General features: G+C 66.0%; 15 protein-coding genes. 12 read left to right on the top strand and 3 right to left on the bottom strand.

Translation table 11 applies throughout. The features are described 5' to 3' along the window. Positions 1-117 precede the first annotated feature (117 nt). Positions 118-600: an SRPBCC family protein gene (locus ON40_RS45520; protein ID WP_040832150.1), complete on the bottom strand. Its 483-nt coding sequence runs from the start codon at positions 598-600 to the stop codon at positions 118-120. A gap of 673 nt (positions 601-1,273) precedes the next feature. Here ON40_RS45520 and ON40_RS45515 point away from each other — a divergent pair. The 8 genes from ON40_RS45515 (at position 1,274) to ON40_RS45485 (ending at position 10,937) form a co-directional block, all read left to right on the top strand. Continuing rightward, complete coding sequence (locus tag ON40_RS45515; RefSeq protein WP_040832149.1) at positions 1,274-2,584, top strand: ABC transporter substrate-binding protein; 1,311 nt, start codon at positions 1,274-1,276, stop codon at positions 2,582-2,584. Between the two features lie 2 nt (positions 2,585-2,586). Then, complete coding sequence (locus ON40_RS45510; RefSeq protein WP_040832148.1) at positions 2,587-3,432, top strand: carbohydrate ABC transporter permease; 846 nt, start codon at positions 2,587-2,589, stop codon at positions 3,430-3,432. Further along, positions 3,429-4,313: a carbohydrate ABC transporter permease gene (locus tag ON40_RS45505; protein WP_051194585.1), complete on the top strand. Its 885-nt coding sequence runs from the start codon at positions 3,429-3,431 to the stop codon at positions 4,311-4,313. The genes ON40_RS45510 and ON40_RS45505 overlap by 4 nt, the downstream gene beginning before the upstream one ends. A gap of 27 nt (positions 4,314-4,340) precedes the next feature. Beyond that, complete coding sequence (locus tag ON40_RS45500; protein ID WP_040832147.1) at positions 4,341-5,435, top strand: ABC transporter ATP-binding protein; 1,095 nt, start codon at positions 4,341-4,343, stop codon at positions 5,433-5,435. A gap of 148 nt (positions 5,436-5,583) precedes the next feature. Next, positions 5,584-6,009: a hypothetical protein gene (locus tag ON40_RS53795; RefSeq protein WP_157186827.1), complete on the top strand. Its 426-nt coding sequence runs from the start codon at positions 5,584-5,586 to the stop codon at positions 6,007-6,009. A 339-nt stretch (positions 6,010-6,348) separates the two neighbouring features. Beyond that, complete coding sequence (locus ON40_RS45495; RefSeq protein WP_157186826.1) at positions 6,349-7,854, top strand: WS/DGAT/MGAT family O-acyltransferase; 1,506 nt, start codon at positions 6,349-6,351, stop codon at positions 7,852-7,854. A 417-nt stretch (positions 7,855-8,271) separates the two neighbouring features. Beyond that, positions 8,272-9,234 (top strand): hypothetical protein, encoded by a 963-nt coding sequence (locus ON40_RS45490; RefSeq protein ID WP_040832146.1) that lies wholly within the window; start codon positions 8,272-8,274, stop codon positions 9,232-9,234. Between the two features lie 599 nt (positions 9,235-9,833). Further along, on the top strand, positions 9,834-10,937 hold the full coding sequence (locus ON40_RS45485; RefSeq protein ID WP_040832145.1) for a glutamate--cysteine ligase 2: 1,104 nt from the start codon (positions 9,834-9,836) through the stop codon (positions 10,935-10,937). 187 nt (positions 10,938-11,124) lie between these two features. Here ON40_RS45485 and ON40_RS45480 read toward each other — a convergent pair whose 3' ends face one another. Then, entirely contained in the window at positions 11,125-11,715 is a 591-nt protein-coding gene (locus ON40_RS45480) for a TetR/AcrR family transcriptional regulator (protein WP_040832144.1), read from the bottom strand. 93 nt (positions 11,716-11,808) lie between these two features. Here ON40_RS45480 and ON40_RS45475 point away from each other — a divergent pair, with 93 nt between their 5' ends. The 4 genes from ON40_RS45475 to ON40_RS45460 all read left to right on the top strand — a co-directional run bounded on the left by ON40_RS45475 (position 11,809) and on the right by ON40_RS45460 (position 14,661). Further along, complete coding sequence (locus tag ON40_RS45475) at positions 11,809-12,393, top strand: carboxymuconolactone decarboxylase family protein (RefSeq protein ID WP_051194584.1); 585 nt, start codon at positions 11,809-11,811, stop codon at positions 12,391-12,393. Between the two features lie 35 nt (positions 12,394-12,428). Further along, positions 12,429-13,016 (top strand): carboxymuconolactone decarboxylase family protein, encoded by a 588-nt coding sequence (locus tag ON40_RS45470; RefSeq protein ID WP_040832316.1) that lies wholly within the window; start codon positions 12,429-12,431, stop codon positions 13,014-13,016. Between the two features lie 3 nt (positions 13,017-13,019). After that, positions 13,020-13,922, top strand: coding sequence for an MBL fold metallo-hydrolase (locus tag ON40_RS45465; protein WP_040832143.1), 903 nt, complete (start codon positions 13,020-13,022; stop codon positions 13,920-13,922). Positions 13,923-14,367: 445 nt separating this feature from the next. Next, entirely contained in the window at positions 14,368-14,661 is a 294-nt protein-coding gene (locus ON40_RS45460) for a hypothetical protein (protein WP_040832314.1), read from the top strand. Positions 14,662-14,854: 193 nt separating this feature from the next. Here ON40_RS45460 and ON40_RS45455 read toward each other — a convergent pair. Continuing rightward, positions 14,855-15,537 (bottom strand): hypothetical protein (locus ON40_RS45455; protein ID WP_218008996.1); only part of this gene is annotated, 683 nt, incomplete at its 5' end.

Below are 15,537 nucleotides of genomic sequence, written 5' to 3'. Positions count from 1 at the left end.
AACCGAGTGGCGAGACTGAGACGTAGGGCCACAGCTTGTCCGGTCCCGCAGCGGCGCTGTTGCGTCTGCCCACGCCGTGGTCGACGGGTCTGCCGGCCACGTGGCCGGGCTGGATCGTCACCCAGCAGTCGGTCGATCGGCTGCTTCGAGATAGGACGCCAGGTTGGCCAACGAGGACGCGATCCCGGCCTCGTGGGCCGCTTGGTCGATGCCCGGTGGCACGTCGGTGGCGGTGACGGTGACCTCGGTCCCCTCAACCGTGTCGGTGATGTGCCAGGTCATCGTCATGGTGCCGGAGTACGAGGGATCCTCGGATTCGAACACCGCCCTGTGCACCACGCGCTCGGGTGGCATCAGCTCGGCGAATCCGACGTCGACGACATCGGTCGCATCGGAAGTCTTGCCGGGGCTGTTGACCGGATCGAGGTAGGTCAGGATCATCCGGAATCCGCCGCCGGGTCGGGGATCCCACCGCTGGATCCGCCCCCGCATACCGTCGGGTGGCAGCCATGCCTCGAGGGATTCGCGGTCCACCAGAGCGCCGTAGACGATCTCCGGTGGTGCCGCGATCAGGCGGCTGGCGCGGTCGGTCCTGCTCATGGCCCGAGTCTAGACACGGTCCGCCGAGTCGAGCGTAAATCTCACAGTTCATCGGAACTCGACCGGCACGCCCGTCGGGCTTCTGTCCGCTGGACGCTTGTGTTGCGTGAATATTGTTGCTGCGCTGGATAATTGCTTGTACTGCGTCCGACAGGTTCCACGGATGCGCTCCGTGCGGCAGCTTGTACTCGGTACCTGGCCAGAGTGGGCTACAGACGGTGACGACCCGACAGGAGACGCATGCTCAGCAGTTCACGTACTACGTACCCAAGGCGATTCGCTGCCTCCGATCCGACCTGAGCGAGGACTGCGAGCGCGACGAGCGCGAGATGACCCGCATCGGTGTCCAGCTCGGCTACGCAGTCGATGAGGCGCTCGTCGTCATCGACCCGTCCCGGGAGGGGCCGTTCACAACCATTTGGCTCCGATACCCGGGCGTGCCGGTGCCGGGGCATCCAGTCGGAGCATCTACCGCACAACGGTCCCCCACTGCGCGCGACAGACGCCGCCGCACTGAACGACCTGCCCGCCACACAGGGGCCGCATCGGAACGAACCGCGATGTAACGAGCATGTTCCTTCCTGTCGGTTCCTTTGACAATCGCCCTTACGCCACTCAAGTTCCACCCTGGCAACGTGCTGTAGGTCACTGTTAGTGCTGCAAGGGGCAAGGGATGCCACCACTGGGAACGACGCGCAGATCCCTGCTGCACGCGGCGGGGATCTGCGCGGCGGCGCTCACCGCAGCGGCATGTACCGGCTTCGCCACCACCGGCGGTGGCGCAATGATCCTGCTGTCCACCCAGTTTCGGCCCGCGGACGAGGCCGAACGCTTCCGGGCCCTGCTGGGCCGGACCGCACCCGGCGTCAGCTACGTGACCGTCGAGGAGGGCCCGTTCTCGACGCAGGTGCGCAGCCAGGTGGGGGCGGGTTCGACGAAGATCGGGCTGCTCGCCGGTCTGCACGGCGACCTGGCCCCGCTGGCCCCGAAATACCTGCAGGACTTGACCGGCCTGCTCATCGATCTCGGAAACCGCGGCTGGTCAACGGATTACCTGCAGCTCGCGAAGTCCGGCACCGACCGCACCTGGTACATCCCCTGGGCCACCGCGAGTTACGTGCTCGCCGCACATGCCGACGCGCTGGAGCATCTGCCCTCCGGCGCCGATGCCGCGGCGCTGACCTACGACCAATTTCTCGACTGGGCCGTCGCGGCCCGCCGCGCCAACGGCAATCGCCCGATGCTGGGCCTGCCCGCGGGCCCGAAAGGGCTGCTGCACAGGTTCACTCAGGGCTATCTGCTGCCGTCGTTCACCGGCGGTCAGATCACCACGTTTCGTTCCGCCGAGGCCGTGACCGCCTGGGAGTACTTCCGCGAGCTGTGGCCCAACTGCGTCCCGGCGAGCACGACCTACGACTTCATGCAGGAGCCGCTCGAGAGCGGCGAGGTGCGAATGGCCTGGGATCACGTGGTGCGCTTGGTGCGCGCGCCCGAACGCGATCCCCAGAATTGGCGGATGATGCCCGCGCCCCGCGGCAAACACGGACTGGGCTACATGCCCGTGCTGGCCGGGCTGGCAATTCCCAAGGGCTGCCCGGATTTCGAGCTGGCACAGCGCACCATCACCGCATTCACCCAGCCGGACAGGCAGATTGCGCTGCTGCGCTCCAATGGTTTCTTCCCCGCCGTCAGCGCGGCGATCCCGCAAGATCTGCCCCCGGCGATCGGACTCGAGGCCGATGCGGTGCAACGCCAGCAGCAGGCGCCGGGCGCGATCGTCTCGCTGCCGCCGGTGGGGCTTGGCCAGCGTGAGGGTGAGGTGAGCAAGGTGTTCCAAGACAGTTTTCGCTCGATCGTGCTGGGTGGGGCCGATATTCGATCGACGCTGGATCAGCAGGCGCGAGTGTTGCAAGGCATCCTCGACGACCTGAAGGTGCCGTGCTGGGCCCCCGACCCGGCCGCCGAACTGTGCCGGGTGGAGTAGCCATGACCGCACGACTGCGCTCCCCGTGGATGCTGCTGCTGCCCTCGCTGGTGCTGATGGCGGCGCTGTTCGGCTGGCCGCTGGTACAGGGCGTGCTGGCCGCCTTCGGAAACGGTCACGGGTTCACGCTGGACAACTGGCATCGCCTGTTCGGTGATCCGTACTTCCTGAAAGCGCTGCGCAATACGTTGCTGCTGCTCGTTATCGTCGTCCCGATCCAGCTGGTGCTCGCCGTCGGGATGGCGCTGCTGCTGCAGGCCCGGCCCGGATTCGCGGGCGGGCACTTCTATCTCTGGTGCCTGCCACTGGCGATCTCGGAGCTGGCCGCGGGCCTGGTGTGGCTGTCGATCTTCGGCAATCGCGGCTACCTGAATTCGCTGCTGGTATGGCTCGGGCTGTCCCACGACGGGGTGCAGTGGCTGAGCTACCAGCACACCGGCACTATGCTGTTGGCCATCGTGCTCGCCGAGATCTGGCGCGCCACTTCGCTGGTGTTCGTCATCGTGGTCGCCGGAGTGCAGCTGATTCCGCGCGATTACGACGAGGCCGCACAGGTTTTCGGTGCGGGTCTCTGGCAGCGGCTGCGGCACGTCACGCTGCCGCTGCTCGGACCGAGCCTGCAGGCGGCGCTGATCCTGCGAACCATCCTGGCGCTGCAGGCCTTCGCGGTCGCGCAGGCCTTGACCGGACGCGATTTCCCGCTGCTGGTCGGCGAGACCTATCAGTGGTACTCGAATCTGCAGAATCCCGCGGTGGCGAGCTGCGTTTCCCTTGTCGTGCTGGTCATTTCGCTCGGCACCGCGGTGTTGTATCTGCGGACCGTGCGGCAGCCGGAGGGCGCGCGATGAGCGAGGTGATCCCGAACGCCGTTGCCGCCGAGTCGCAAACCGTCCTCCCGCCGGTCGACCGGGCACCGCTGCGCAGGCGGCGGTGGCGGGCCGTAGGTGTCCAGCTGGGATGCATCGCGGTGACGGTGTTCATGGCGTTGCCGATCGTGCTCATCGGGCTTTCGGCGGTGTCCTCGCGCGAGACTCTCGACAAGTTTCCGAAACCGTTGATCCCCGATCACTTTTCGGGCGAAACACTGTCGTCGTTCTTCCGGGCGACAGGAACGGTGCCCGCCTTCGGCAATTCGGTGCTGGTCGGGCTCTACACGGTGTTCTGGTCGCTGGTCATCGGCGCGCCCGCGGGATATGCGCTGGCGCGCTACGCGTTCCGCGGTAAGGACACCTATCAGGTGTTCATCCTGCTGGTCCGCGCGTTGCCGATCGTTGTGCTGTCGGTGCCGCTGGCGACGATCTTCCTACACGCCCACGTCTACGACACCGTGCTGGCGGTGACGCTCGTGCACACCACACTGGCCCTGCCGACCACCGTGCTCATCACCGCGAGCATCTTCGTCGCGGTGCCGGCCGATCTGGAGGAGGCCGCGCAGGTCTTCGGCTGCACGCGCTGGCAGGCCGCCCGCAAAGTGGTGGTGCCGCTGGCGCTTCCGGGGCTGGCGGCCTCGTCGATCTTCACCTTCGTGCTGTCCTGGAACGAGATCCTGGGAGCGACGATCGTGACGCTGGGCCACCGCACGCTGCCGGCACAGGTACTCACCTCACTGTCGGAGGCGTCGGCGCCGTACCGCTTCGCGGGCGGGTTCGCGCTGATCATCCCGGCGCTGTTGTTCATCCTGGTGATGCGCCGCTACCTGGTGAATATGTGGGGGACGACGCTTCGATGAAAGACCTTCCGACGACAGGGATCTGCGATGGCTGAAGTGGTCCTGCGCGACCTGGTGAAGACCTATCCCGACGGCACGGCCCGCGCCACCGACGACATATCACTCGCGATCGCCGACGGCGAATTCGTGGTGCTGCTCGGGCCTTCCGGCTGCGGCAAGACGACATTGCTGCGGATGATCGCCGGACTGGAGGTGCCGGACTCGGGGCAGATCGTGATCGGCGGCCGGGACGTCACCTATCTCGAACCGCGACGGCGCAACCTGTCGATGGTGTTCCAGTCCTATGCGGTGTTCCCCAACAAAAAGGTCTCCGACAACATCGGTTTCGGGCTGCGCATGCGCGGGGTATCAGGCGACGAGGTGCGGCGCAAGGTCGCATGGGCTGCCGAACTGCTGCAGCTCACACCGTATCTCGATCGCTATCCGGCGAAGCTGTCCGGGGGGCAGCGCCAGCGGGTCGCGGTGGCCCGCGCGATCGTGATGGACGCCGACGTCCTGCTCATGGACGAGCCGTTGTCGAATCTGGATGCCCTGCTGCGCATGTCGTTTCGCGCCGAGTTGAAGAAGCTGGTCGCCGAGCTCGGTACCACGACGATCTATGTCACACACGACCAGGTGGAGGCGCTGTCGCTGGGCGATCGGGTGGCGGTTATGCGCGCGGGCGTGGTGGTTCAGTGCGGCGCACCCACCGACGTATACGACGATCCCGCAACGGAATTCGTCGGCGGATTCCTCGGCGGCCCGCCCATGAACTTCCTCACCGGGACGATCGCGGCCGGCGAGTCCGGCCCCCGCCTGGACCTGGGAGGCCAATCACTGCCCGCACCCGCCGCCCTGTCCACCTTCGCGGGGAAGGCGATCAGGCTCGGCATCCGCCCCGAGTCCATCGTCGTGAACGGCGAGCACCCCGGCCACGCGGTAGACGCGGAACTCCAGGTTTTCGAACCCCTCGGCTCCGCCACCCTGCTCACCACCACCATCGCCGGACAGACGGTGAAAGTCCAAGCGCCACCGGGCTTCCGCGCCGAACCCGGCACTTCGCTGTCGCTCCACCTCCCCAGGCGATCCTATCGCTGGTACGACCCGGAAACCGGCCTGCTGCTGCCGACCGATCGCGAATAGCGCGCCCCTGTAGCTCGGTCTCCAGGAGCCATTGCGCCCTGCCCGCGAGGCCCACACCTTCTTCCTCGTCGTTGGTGAAGCAGGTGAGGCGGTAGCCCGTGAACGGGGATTCGCCGTGAATTCTGGTGGACAGGATCGCCGCGGGGGCGTGGCAGACGATGCCGAGCGGCTTGCCGGAGGCGAGTTGCGTGGTGAGGATGCGGCCCGCGTCCGCATCGACGCACGGATCCTGCATCGGGCCGTGACCGCCGGGCAGGTAAACCATGCCGTAGTCCTCGAGACGGACAACGGACAGTTGCAGCGGCGTGCGCATCGTCTCGGCGGATCGGATGATGGTCTCCAAATCGAGTGCTCCCTGTTCACCTCCGGTCATGGACGGGCGAGGCTCATGTCGACCGTTCTCGATCCGCTCACCGAGGAGGACGAGGTTCGCCAACGGGCCGGTATCGGAGCGCCGGGATCGAACGACATCCTCGGACTTCTCGAGCAACTCGTCCCAGGTGCCGTTGATCGCGTTGCCCGCCAACGTGTTTCGCGCGGCGTTTCCAGACGCCCTCCTCCTCTTTGTTGGTGAAACACGTTGCCTGGTAGCCCTTGAATGGCGGCTCCCCCGCGGATTCTGGACTCACCCACGCCACGACCGTTCTGGACAGCGTCCCGCGTTGGTTGTTTGCACACACTTAACGAGCTGTAACTCTCGGCCCAGCCCACGAACCCGCTATCGAAACTAGACTCGCATCGACGGTCTCGGACGTCGAGACCGTTCTTCCGTTCGAGCAACGATGCGCGAACGCTGTATCGGGCCCCGCTCCGCGATGCGCGGTGTCACACAAGATATCCGGGATCAATGCGGTGCGATTACCCCGGCCTCGGCGGATCCCTTCCCGGAACCGACACGATCGGGAGGAAACTCATGGGAAGCTCGAACAGCACGGTTCTCGACGGTCGCGGCACAACAGTGCGCATCGAGACGCCGGGTGAAGCGCTGGGCACAGGCCGAGCAGGCGCGATACCGCCCCCTTCGGCAACGACTATTCCGAACGCGGCAACCCCCGGAAAGCCACGGCAGCTGAGCGCACTGGACCTGCACCTGCTGGACAGCGAATCGGTCTCGACGCCACTGCATATCGGCGCGCTCATGCTCCTCGACTCCGCCGATGCACCGCACGGCCCGATGGATATCATGTCGCTGCGTCGATTGTTCGCCGCTCGGCTGCACCTGGTGGCACCGCTACGGTGCCGAGTGCGCACCGTCCCGCTCGGTCTCGACCAGCCGTACTGGGAAGACTGTGTGACCGTAGATCTGGGCTACCACGTTCGCGAGGTGCTGCTGCGCGACGGCGCGACCGATGCGGACCTTGCCGACTATGTCGCACGGCGCCACGCCCAACCGCTCGACCGATCTCGTCCACTGTGGGAATGCCACCTCATCTCCGGACTCACCGATGGACGCCAAGCCGTCTACACGAAGGTGCACCACGCCGTGATCGACGGTGTGTCGGCGGCAGAGGTCATGGCGGCAGTCCTCGACATCGCCGAAACACCCACCGCCACACCGCTACCCGATTCGGGCATGCGCCGCGACCGGACCCCTTCCGCCATCGAGATGCTCGCGCGCAGCGTCCCGAATGCGGTTACCCGGCAATCGATGCGCGCACACGCCATGCTCGAGGCGGGACCGACGCTGCTGCGTGCCCGCGACGATCTCCGCCACAAGCACCCCGACGTGCCGTTCAACGGCCCGACCACCGCTGCTCGCAGCGTCGCGTACACCTCGCTGCCGCTGGACACGGTCAAGTCCATCAAGAAATCGGTCGACGGCACCGTCAACGACGTGGTGATGGCACTGTGCACCTCGGCCCTACGCAGCTGGATGCTCGACCGCGCCATCCCCACCGACCGGCCGCTACTGGCCGCGGTGCCGGTATCCGTGCGAACTCCAGAGCAGTTCGGCTGCGCGGGAAACCAGTTCTCCATCATGCTTTCGCAACTACCGATCACCGAAACGGACCCGCACCATCGACTCGAACTCATGCACAGCGAACTGCTCGCGGCAAAGGATCGGTTCCGTACGCAGCCACCGAACCTGCTCCACCAGATCACCTCACTGCTGACACCGGTAGGACACGGCATGCCCACCCGCGCCCTGCTCCGGGCCACGGCAGCCGCCCTACCCCTGGCCAATCTGATCGTGTCGAACGTTCCGGGACCGCAGATACCTTTGTACCTCAACGGAATCCGCGTCCTGGCCAGCTACCCCGTATCACTGCTCACCGAGCTGTCGGGCAGCCTCAACATCACCGTCATGTCCTACAACGGACATCTCGATTTCGGCATCGTCGCCTGCCCCGACGCCGTTCCCGACACCTGGGACATCGCCCGGCACCTCGAACATGCGCTGACCGAGCTGCATCCCTGACTCGGCTCCTGGCCCCGCCCGACTGCTCGCGGCCAGCCGACCCCGCACGTGCGTCGATCGGGACCGAAAACCAGCCACGCCCCGCCACCATGTGCTGGCGGCTCGCGAAAGCACGTGAAAAGAAGATCCCCGCACCCGGGGTATTCACCGGGAAGCCAAACCCCCACCCGCACAACGACTTGACCGGCAGCGCATTTCGCTCCGATCAGCGACTGACCGGCCGAAACGCAGGTCAACCCCGTCCCACGTTCGATATGCGGCACCCACGGCTCGACAAGTATTTCGGTGTGCATTCGACCTCGGTGCATACCGGTGGAGTTGTGCCCTGTTGGAGCTGGTTACCCGACGGTAAACTCAGCGAACATCAGACTTTGCGCCGCCCGATGTCGTCACCAACGCCGAAGGGACGAGATACGCATGAGTACACCCGACACCACGACTTTGTCGGCGCAGTTGCGCGCCGCCCTGGCTTTGACCAACACCGAAATCAAGATCGCCGACACCCGAATCGCACAGGCCCGCACCGAGACCGCCCGCCACGTGCTGGCCGACAACGCCGAGGATGCCCGCGACCGCGCTCGCGCCATCGAGGCAGCCATCCGTGAGCTGGGTGACGTCCCGGAGCTGGTCGCCCCCTTCGTCGGACGGGGCGCCGCGGCGGTCAAGGCCGTGGTCGACCAAGCCCAGCCATTCGACGAAGCCCTGCTCGGTGACCTGTCCCTCGAACACCAACTCCTGGACCGCGCCCGCTACATCAAGGCCCTCGCGACCACCACCGGGCAGCCGCAGGTCGTGGCATTGGCGCGGCGGTTGATCACCGCGCATACCGAGACCGTGGACTGGCTGACCACCGTGCTGACCGAGGACGCCCTCGGCGGACCAGCCGCGCTGCGCCACACCCGTCTGCAAACAGGCACCGGGACGCTGGTGAAGCTGGTCAACCTTCCCGTCAGCTGGTCCGCCCGCGGCCTGGACCGCGTGCTGGACACCGTCCGCGCCACGCCACCCGCGCTGGGTGAGTGGCTCGCCCAGGGCGTGCACGCCGGCGATGTCGCGGTCAAAACCCTCTCCGCCTCTCGCGATGCCGCGCTCGCCACCGCCGAACAGGTCGCCCGCGATGAAGGCGCCGACACCGCGGCCGGCGCCTTGCATTCCATCCGCACCGCCACCAGCACCCCCGAACCGGAAGAGTTGCCCATCGCCGCCTACGACGAGTTGACCGTCGCCGACATCACCGACGCGATCAAGGAACTCACCGAACCAGCCGACATCCGAGCGGTCCTGATCTACGAGCAAGCCAACAAGGACCGCCACGGTGTCGCGGCAGCCGTGCAATCCCGGCTCACCGCGATCGCCCACGAAGTCGCAGGTCTCAGCTGACCATTCGCCCCGATGGCGACCGGCCCGAATGATCCTGGGATCCTCGGGTGTCAGGGCCGATCGGCCGGAGGCGATGCCGGTGATGTCGGCATCGCGGTGTGAGGCAGAATTCGGCCTGTCGCAGCAAACCGAGATCTGGCATCGTCGCTACCCACCGGCCACCGTCCTTCAAGCTTTGGACACCGACTGCGGTCACCCAGTGCCCGCGCACGACATGCCGACATTCACCGGTTTGGACATCCTTTTGCACGCCCGCGGCTGGAGTTTCATTCGGGAATGTTCCGGCCCGAAACTACTCACCTTCAGATACCCGCCCTCCGAAACCGGCGTCGACTATCCGGCCGTCCAACGAATCCGACCGCGCGTCGCCCGGGATTGCGCGTGCTCTCCGCGGACAGGTTGTCGCGCGCGTCCAGCAACCAGAACGGCGCCGTCACCACGGAACGCCCCGCATGCAGGCCGAACAGGCGGCACATGGTGCCGAAAATACGCTGTGGAATGCAGTCGTTACCGCAGGAAGCCGACGGATTCGCCAACCGAAGCGTCAATGCTGACTGACAACTCCTGGAACCGCCCTATCGGCGAGTAATCTCATGGCTATGGACGTCGCCTCCGTGACCGTCGGTGTTGAGGAAGAGTTCCTCCTGGCGGATCCGGAAACCGGCGCACCTGTCGCCAAAAACATCGAGGTAGCACAGACGGCGGCAACAGCCGGCATCCACTTGAAACCAGAGCTCACGCGATGTCAAGTGGAGACGAACACCAGCGTGCACTCCACCACGGCAGGCATGATTCGCGAATTGCGTGAGTTGCGGCGAGATGTCGCCGGATGCGCGGAAAAGAACGGCGTCCGCCTGCTCGCAGTGGCGATTCCCCCGACAGTGCCGCACAGGTTCCCGGTCACCGACACGCCACGGTTTCAACGAATCGCCGACGGTTTCGGCATGCTCGCCCATGAACAGGGGCTGTGCGGCTGTCATGTCCACGTCGGGGTTCCGGATCGAGAAATCGCGATCCAGGTCGGCAATTTCCTGCGCCCCTGGCTGCCGTTGTTCTTGGCGCTGACCGCGAATTCCGCGATCTACCGCAGCGCCGAAACCGGCTTCGCGAGTTGGCGCAATATTCTGTGGCGGCGTTGGCCCAGTGCCGGACCGCCACCCTATTTCACCTCGGCCGACGAATACGACGCCACGGTCGCGACGATGGTGGCCAGCGGCTGCATCCTCGACGAGACAATGGTGTATTGGGACGTCCGCCCCTCACTGACCTTCCCCACCGTGGAGATCCGCGTCAGCGACATACCCGCCACCGTCGAGGAGACCGCGCTGCTCGCGACCCTGGTACGGGCTGCGGTAATGACAGCGCGAACGTCCTTGGCCCAGGGCCGCACAGCCCCGCCGATCCCCGCGCAGACGCTGCTCGCCGCCTACTGGAAGGCCGCACGCACCGGCATCGACGGCGACGGCATGGACCCGGCGAACGGCCGCATGATGCCTGTCCGCGAACTACTCGACAAGCTCGTGAATTCCCTCGACTTCGCCCTGGAGGAGTTGGGCGACCATACGTTCGTCACCGACACCATCGCGACGGTATTCGCCCGCGGAAACGGCGCACGACGCCAGATCAACGCCTTCCGCGCACATCGAGACGTCCGCGACGTCGTCACCGAACTGACCAACGCAACCTTGCAAGATTGCCAGTAGCGGGATCATGTCCTGCGCGGTCCGAACTACCAGCAGTTGCCGGATGCGTACTCACCGCGCGAACAGAAGGTGGAACACCTTGGCGGACAGAGGGTCTCGCCGACTGCGGGCACATGCCGATTTGCGTGCATCGACGTCTGCGCCGTCGCCCTGGTTCTGTTCGAGCGTCGATGTGATCAGGTCCGGCTCAATTCGGGAATAGCGCCCGGACGGCGGCGGGGAACTCGACCACCGCGCCAGGGCCGGCCACGGCCAGGTTGAGCAGGAAGCCCGGCAGGATCGACAAAATCGCCCTGGCGACAACGTCTGCGGGCACCCCGGTCCAGGTCCCAGCCTGTTGGCGCTCGCGGACCAATACGGCCATGTCCTGCGTCATGGCGACCATCGCCGCCTCCAGTCGTTCGGCCAACGCCCGATTGTGCCGGGACTCGGACCAGACCATCAGGGCCATGGCGGCGAGCTGCCTGTCGCGGTTCCGCTCGACTACCGCCTCCAGCAGCTCGGCCATCACCTGACCGACCCCACGCTCGCCATTGCCGGCAATCAGCGCGGTGCGGAGCACCTCGGCGACATCGTCGAGGTTCTGCTCGGCCACGCCGACGATCATGTCTTCCTTCTTGGGGAAGTACCGGTAGATGGCGCCCGCTGACTTGCCCGCTTCGGCTAACACGTCCTGCATGGTCGTGCGGTGGAAGCCGTTCTGGAGGAAGCATTTGCGCGCCGCCGCCAGAATCTCGGCGCGCCGATCGTCCTTGTACTGCTGGCTCACCCGCGGCATGGGCTGCCTTCCTCTCCCGTTGACACCTGACAAGCGCGAGCCTACCGTAAAAGAAAGCGGCTGTCCGTCCGCTTTTGAGAAGGGAGAAGATTCATGCGACTGCCGCCTGCTCGCCCGGCCGACCTCACGGCCGAGCAGCAACACCTTTACCGGGCCATGGACGCGATGGTCGAGGGCGACGAGTACGCGGGCTTCACGGTCCGCGAGGCCGACGGCACGTTCGTCGGCCCCTGGGGCGTGATGCTCCACTTCCCGGAGCTGGCGGAGCCCCTCGGGGGTTTTATCGACCTGGTCCAAAAGCTGCCCGGCCTGTCCGAACGTGCGCGGCAGGTGGTCATCCTCACCATCGGGGCGCGTTTCAACGTCGCGTACGAGATGTACGCCCACGCCGGGCTGGCTGCGCGGGCCGGGTTGCGGCCAGATCAGGTGGCGGTGCTGTGCGCGGGGGGCCGCCCTGCCGACCTCGCCGAGGACGAATCGCTCGCGGCCGCAGTCGCGACCGCCCTGACCGGCGCGGGCCCCGTACCCGGGCCGTTGTACGACACCGTCGTCGCGAGGTTGGGCCAGCAAGTCCTCGACGCGATCGTGTTCGTGACCATCCACTACCTCGCGCTCGGCGCCCTGCTCAACGCCTACGACGTCAGCGTGCCCGCCGAAAGCTCGACCGAGCGGAAATAGCCCAACATCGCCCTTTGAACCGAATGGAGAATCACATGTTCGACGGCTCCCCCGATCCCGCCGACTTCGGCACGTTCGGTCGCTACGTGGAAACACCTGCCGACGAAATGTCGCCGGAAATGCGCGACGCGTACGAGTACACGCGGCAGCTACGCGGCGTGGTTCCCGGTCCTCACAAGATCTGGCTCGCCAACCCGGCACTGGCCAAGGCGATCGTGCCGACCGGGGCGTATTTCCAGAAGGATTCGTCGCTGTCGAAGGCGGAGATCGAGATCGTCACGAACGTCGTCACGGGCCGCTGGCTCGCCGCGTACGCCAATTACGAGCACGAGAAAATCGGCGCGCTGCTGGGCGGTCTGGAGCCGCAGCAGGTCGAGGCCCTCATCGCCGGCCTACCGACTTCCTTCGACGACCCGCGGCGGCAGATCGTGTACGAGCTCGCATCGACACTGGTGCAGCCGCGCGTGGTGCCCGTCGGCATGTACCGCCGGGCCGTGGCCACCATCGGCGCAGCGGGCATCGTCGATGTCACCGTGCTGATGGGCTGGTTCACCGGTGTTTCGCTCACCCTTGCCGCGTTCGACGTCCCGTCGAACGCGACCGGCCTGAAAGAGCAGGAGTAGTTCATGAAGCAGCTTCCCGAGCCCTCGCCACTGCCCGAGTCGATCCCGATCCCGAAGGCCGACCCACCGGCCGAGATGGACCTCGTCGCGGTGCCGACCGGCGTGAACCACCGAACCGCCGCATACGCGTACGCAGGCGGGTCGGTCTTCGACAGGCGCGATTTCTACATCGGAGCGGCGCTCATCGAACACCCGCGGGGTGATCTCCTGGTCGACTCCGGTTTCGGGCGCGACATCGCGAAGCAGATGGCCACGATGCCCCGCCTGTTCCGGAAGCTGACCAAATATGACGTCTGGAAGCCCGCGGTCGCGCAGCTGGAAGCGGCCGGCTACGACTTCAGCCGACTGTCCGGGATTCTACTGACCCACGCGCACTGGGATCACATGAGCGGCATCCCCGATTTCCCCGACCTGCCGGTTCTGATCTCCCGGCGCGACCGAGCCGCCTTCTACAGCCGAGAAATGTTCGGCAACTTCCGCGGATTCTTCCAGGAATTCCCGTTCAACTGGCAGGATCTGAGCTTCGCGGGCGGACCTTACCTCGGCTTCCCCCGGCACCACGATGTGTACGGCGACGGCTCGATCGTCTGCGTACAGGCTCCCGGACACACGCCGGGCAGCATCATCGTCTTCGTGACACTGCCCAATCAGGTGCGCTACGCCTTGGTCGGAGATCTGGTGTGGCAACGTGAAGGACTCACCCGCCGCGTGCAGCGCCCATTCCCGATCAGGCGACTGGGCGACTTCGACGCCGAGGGGAACAGGCAAAACATTCTCCGCATGATTTCGATCATGCAGCGCATCCCCGACCTGATCGTTGTACCGGCCCACGATCAGCGCGCGTTCGCCGAGATGAGCCAACTGCCGAACGTCACCACCAAGGGCCTGATCCTTTCCACGGAATGACCTAACTCGGCCAGGCCGAGATGCCGGGCCAGCATCGCCTCACACTCCAGGCACCGATACGCGCGGTGGCCTGTCACCGCGTCGGCATAGCTCGCCGGGACCGGTCACCTGACAACCGCGGCGGCCCGCTGTGTAGGCCCTCGTCTGTCCGAGCGGGCTGCTCGCGTCCCATGGCAGGGACATACCCACCAGGGGTCGGCTCTGTCGCCCGAGCGCTATCGCGTTTCACAAACTGCAAGAATCTGCCCGTCGTTCGACGCGCCGGGAAGGCGTCGGATCGGGCGCGCCTGCCCGTAGATGTGGTGTGTCTGCCGCGTGGCGGGTCACAAATGCGATTGAATGACAGTGAACGACGAGTTCTACCTGCATGCTCCCGCCGGTTCTGAGTGCCATCCTGGCGGGCGGTCACGCCAGCATCACCTCAGCATCCGAGAGGACAACGAACGTGAGCACGGTTCTCGCCGCACATGAGATGTACACCACGGTGCTTGCCCAGATCGGCAACCCCACCCCGGAGACCCCGCCGGTGGCGGACAAGCTGCTCAAGATGGTCCATTACTTCACCTGGTTCACTCTGCTCTCCGGCGTCAGCGCCGTCACCTACGGCGGCGGCAGGTTCGCCTGGGAGAAGTGGAACGGCGGCAGCCTCGAGTCGCCGAAGATGGTGGCGGGCGCGATGATCGGCGGCGCCACCGTCACCAGCGCCGGAACCATCATGAACTCCGTCATCGGCAGCTGAGCCGATCCGCTCGTGCCCGGGTGATCGAGCACGAGCGGGGTCTACGCGCCGCCGCCCGGGTGCCGCCTCGGCCACGCGCGCTCAGCCGATGATGTCGCTCGGATGAAGGTCCCGGTTCCTGGGGACCTTCATCCGAGTATGTGATCAAGCTGTACGTCAGCATGCAAGATGGGCGGCCCGCCGGCGGGGCCTGTCAGCCGGGTTTCCGCGCTACGAGCCGGACCAGCACGACAATGCCGGTGACCAGCAGGATAAGGCCGATGGCCAGCGTCGTCAGTACCACGGGAAATGGGTTGGTGCGCTGGCCGATGTGTAGTTGCGGGTTGGGCGATGCGGATACTCCGCCGGTCGCGGAGACCGTGTATCTGCCAGGGCGCTCGATGACGGCGGTGCCGACCCGGATATGGGTGACGCCGTTGTCGCTCAACGCGGCGCCCATCCGCCCGTCCACCCTCGGGCCCGGCCCGCCGTCAGCCGGGGTGATGACCATGCGCAGGATCGGGATGGCCACGGTCTGATTGGACAGATCCATCGTGAAGGTCAGATCCACCCGCCCGGCGGGCAGGTCGACGAGGGTCTCACCAGGCAAATCGAAACCGCCGTAACAGGATTCGCCAGAGTTGAGCGTCGCGCCCCAATACACCAAACCGCTGACTGCAGTCCCGATGCCGAGGAGGATAACGAGGAAAGCGAGGGTTCGGCGGCTGGCCTTTGATCGATCGCGAATCATCGGGTTCTGTTCCCCTGCAAGTGATTTCGAGCTGATGACGTGACCGATCAGCCGGTGGGCCCCCGAGCCCCGAATTGGTGGAGGGCAGCGACGTTGAACACGGGGTATCGGATCAGCATGGTTGCTCGGGCCGACGGGTGTCCGGT

The sequence above is a fragment of the Nocardia jiangxiensis NBRC 101359 genome (assembly GCF_000308615.1).
Lineage (GTDB): Bacteria > Actinomycetota > Actinomycetes > Mycobacteriales > Mycobacteriaceae > Nocardia > Nocardia jiangxiensis.
The sequence above is the reverse complement of the archived record's forward strand: the minus strand, read 5'-3'. Positions and strand labels throughout refer to the sequence as shown.

Bases quoted from the DNA above. Each gene is read 5' to 3' on its own strand.
- ON40_RS45520 (WP_040832150.1), bottom strand. From the start codon at position 600: ATGAGCAGGACCGACCGCGCCAGCCGCCTGATCGCGGCACCACCGGAG.
- ON40_RS45515 (WP_040832149.1), top strand. From the start codon at position 1,274: ATGCCACCACTGGGAACGACGCGCAGATCCCTGCTGCACGCGGCGGGG.
- ON40_RS45510 (WP_040832148.1), top strand. From the start codon at position 2,587: ATGACCGCACGACTGCGCTCCCCGTGGATGCTGCTGCTGCCCTCGCTG.
- ON40_RS45505 (WP_051194585.1), top strand. From the start codon at position 3,429: ATGAGCGAGGTGATCCCGAACGCCGTTGCCGCCGAGTCGCAAACCGTC.
- ON40_RS45500 (WP_040832147.1), top strand. From the start codon at position 4,341: ATGGCTGAAGTGGTCCTGCGCGACCTGGTGAAGACCTATCCCGACGGC.
- ON40_RS45495 (WP_157186826.1), top strand. From the start codon at position 6,349: ATGGGAAGCTCGAACAGCACGGTTCTCGACGGTCGCGGCACAACAGTG.
- ON40_RS45490 (WP_040832146.1), top strand. From the start codon at position 8,272: ATGAGTACACCCGACACCACGACTTTGTCGGCGCAGTTGCGCGCCGCC.
- ON40_RS45485 (WP_040832145.1), top strand. From the start codon at position 9,834: ATGGACGTCGCCTCCGTGACCGTCGGTGTTGAGGAAGAGTTCCTCCTG.
- ON40_RS45480 (WP_040832144.1), bottom strand. From the start codon at position 11,715: ATGCCGCGGGTGAGCCAGCAGTACAAGGACGATCGGCGCGCCGAGATT.
- ON40_RS45475 (WP_051194584.1), top strand. From the start codon at position 11,809: ATGCGACTGCCGCCTGCTCGCCCGGCCGACCTCACGGCCGAGCAGCAA.
- ON40_RS45470 (WP_040832316.1), top strand. From the start codon at position 12,429: ATGTTCGACGGCTCCCCCGATCCCGCCGACTTCGGCACGTTCGGTCGC.
- ON40_RS45465 (WP_040832143.1), top strand. From the start codon at position 13,020: ATGAAGCAGCTTCCCGAGCCCTCGCCACTGCCCGAGTCGATCCCGATC.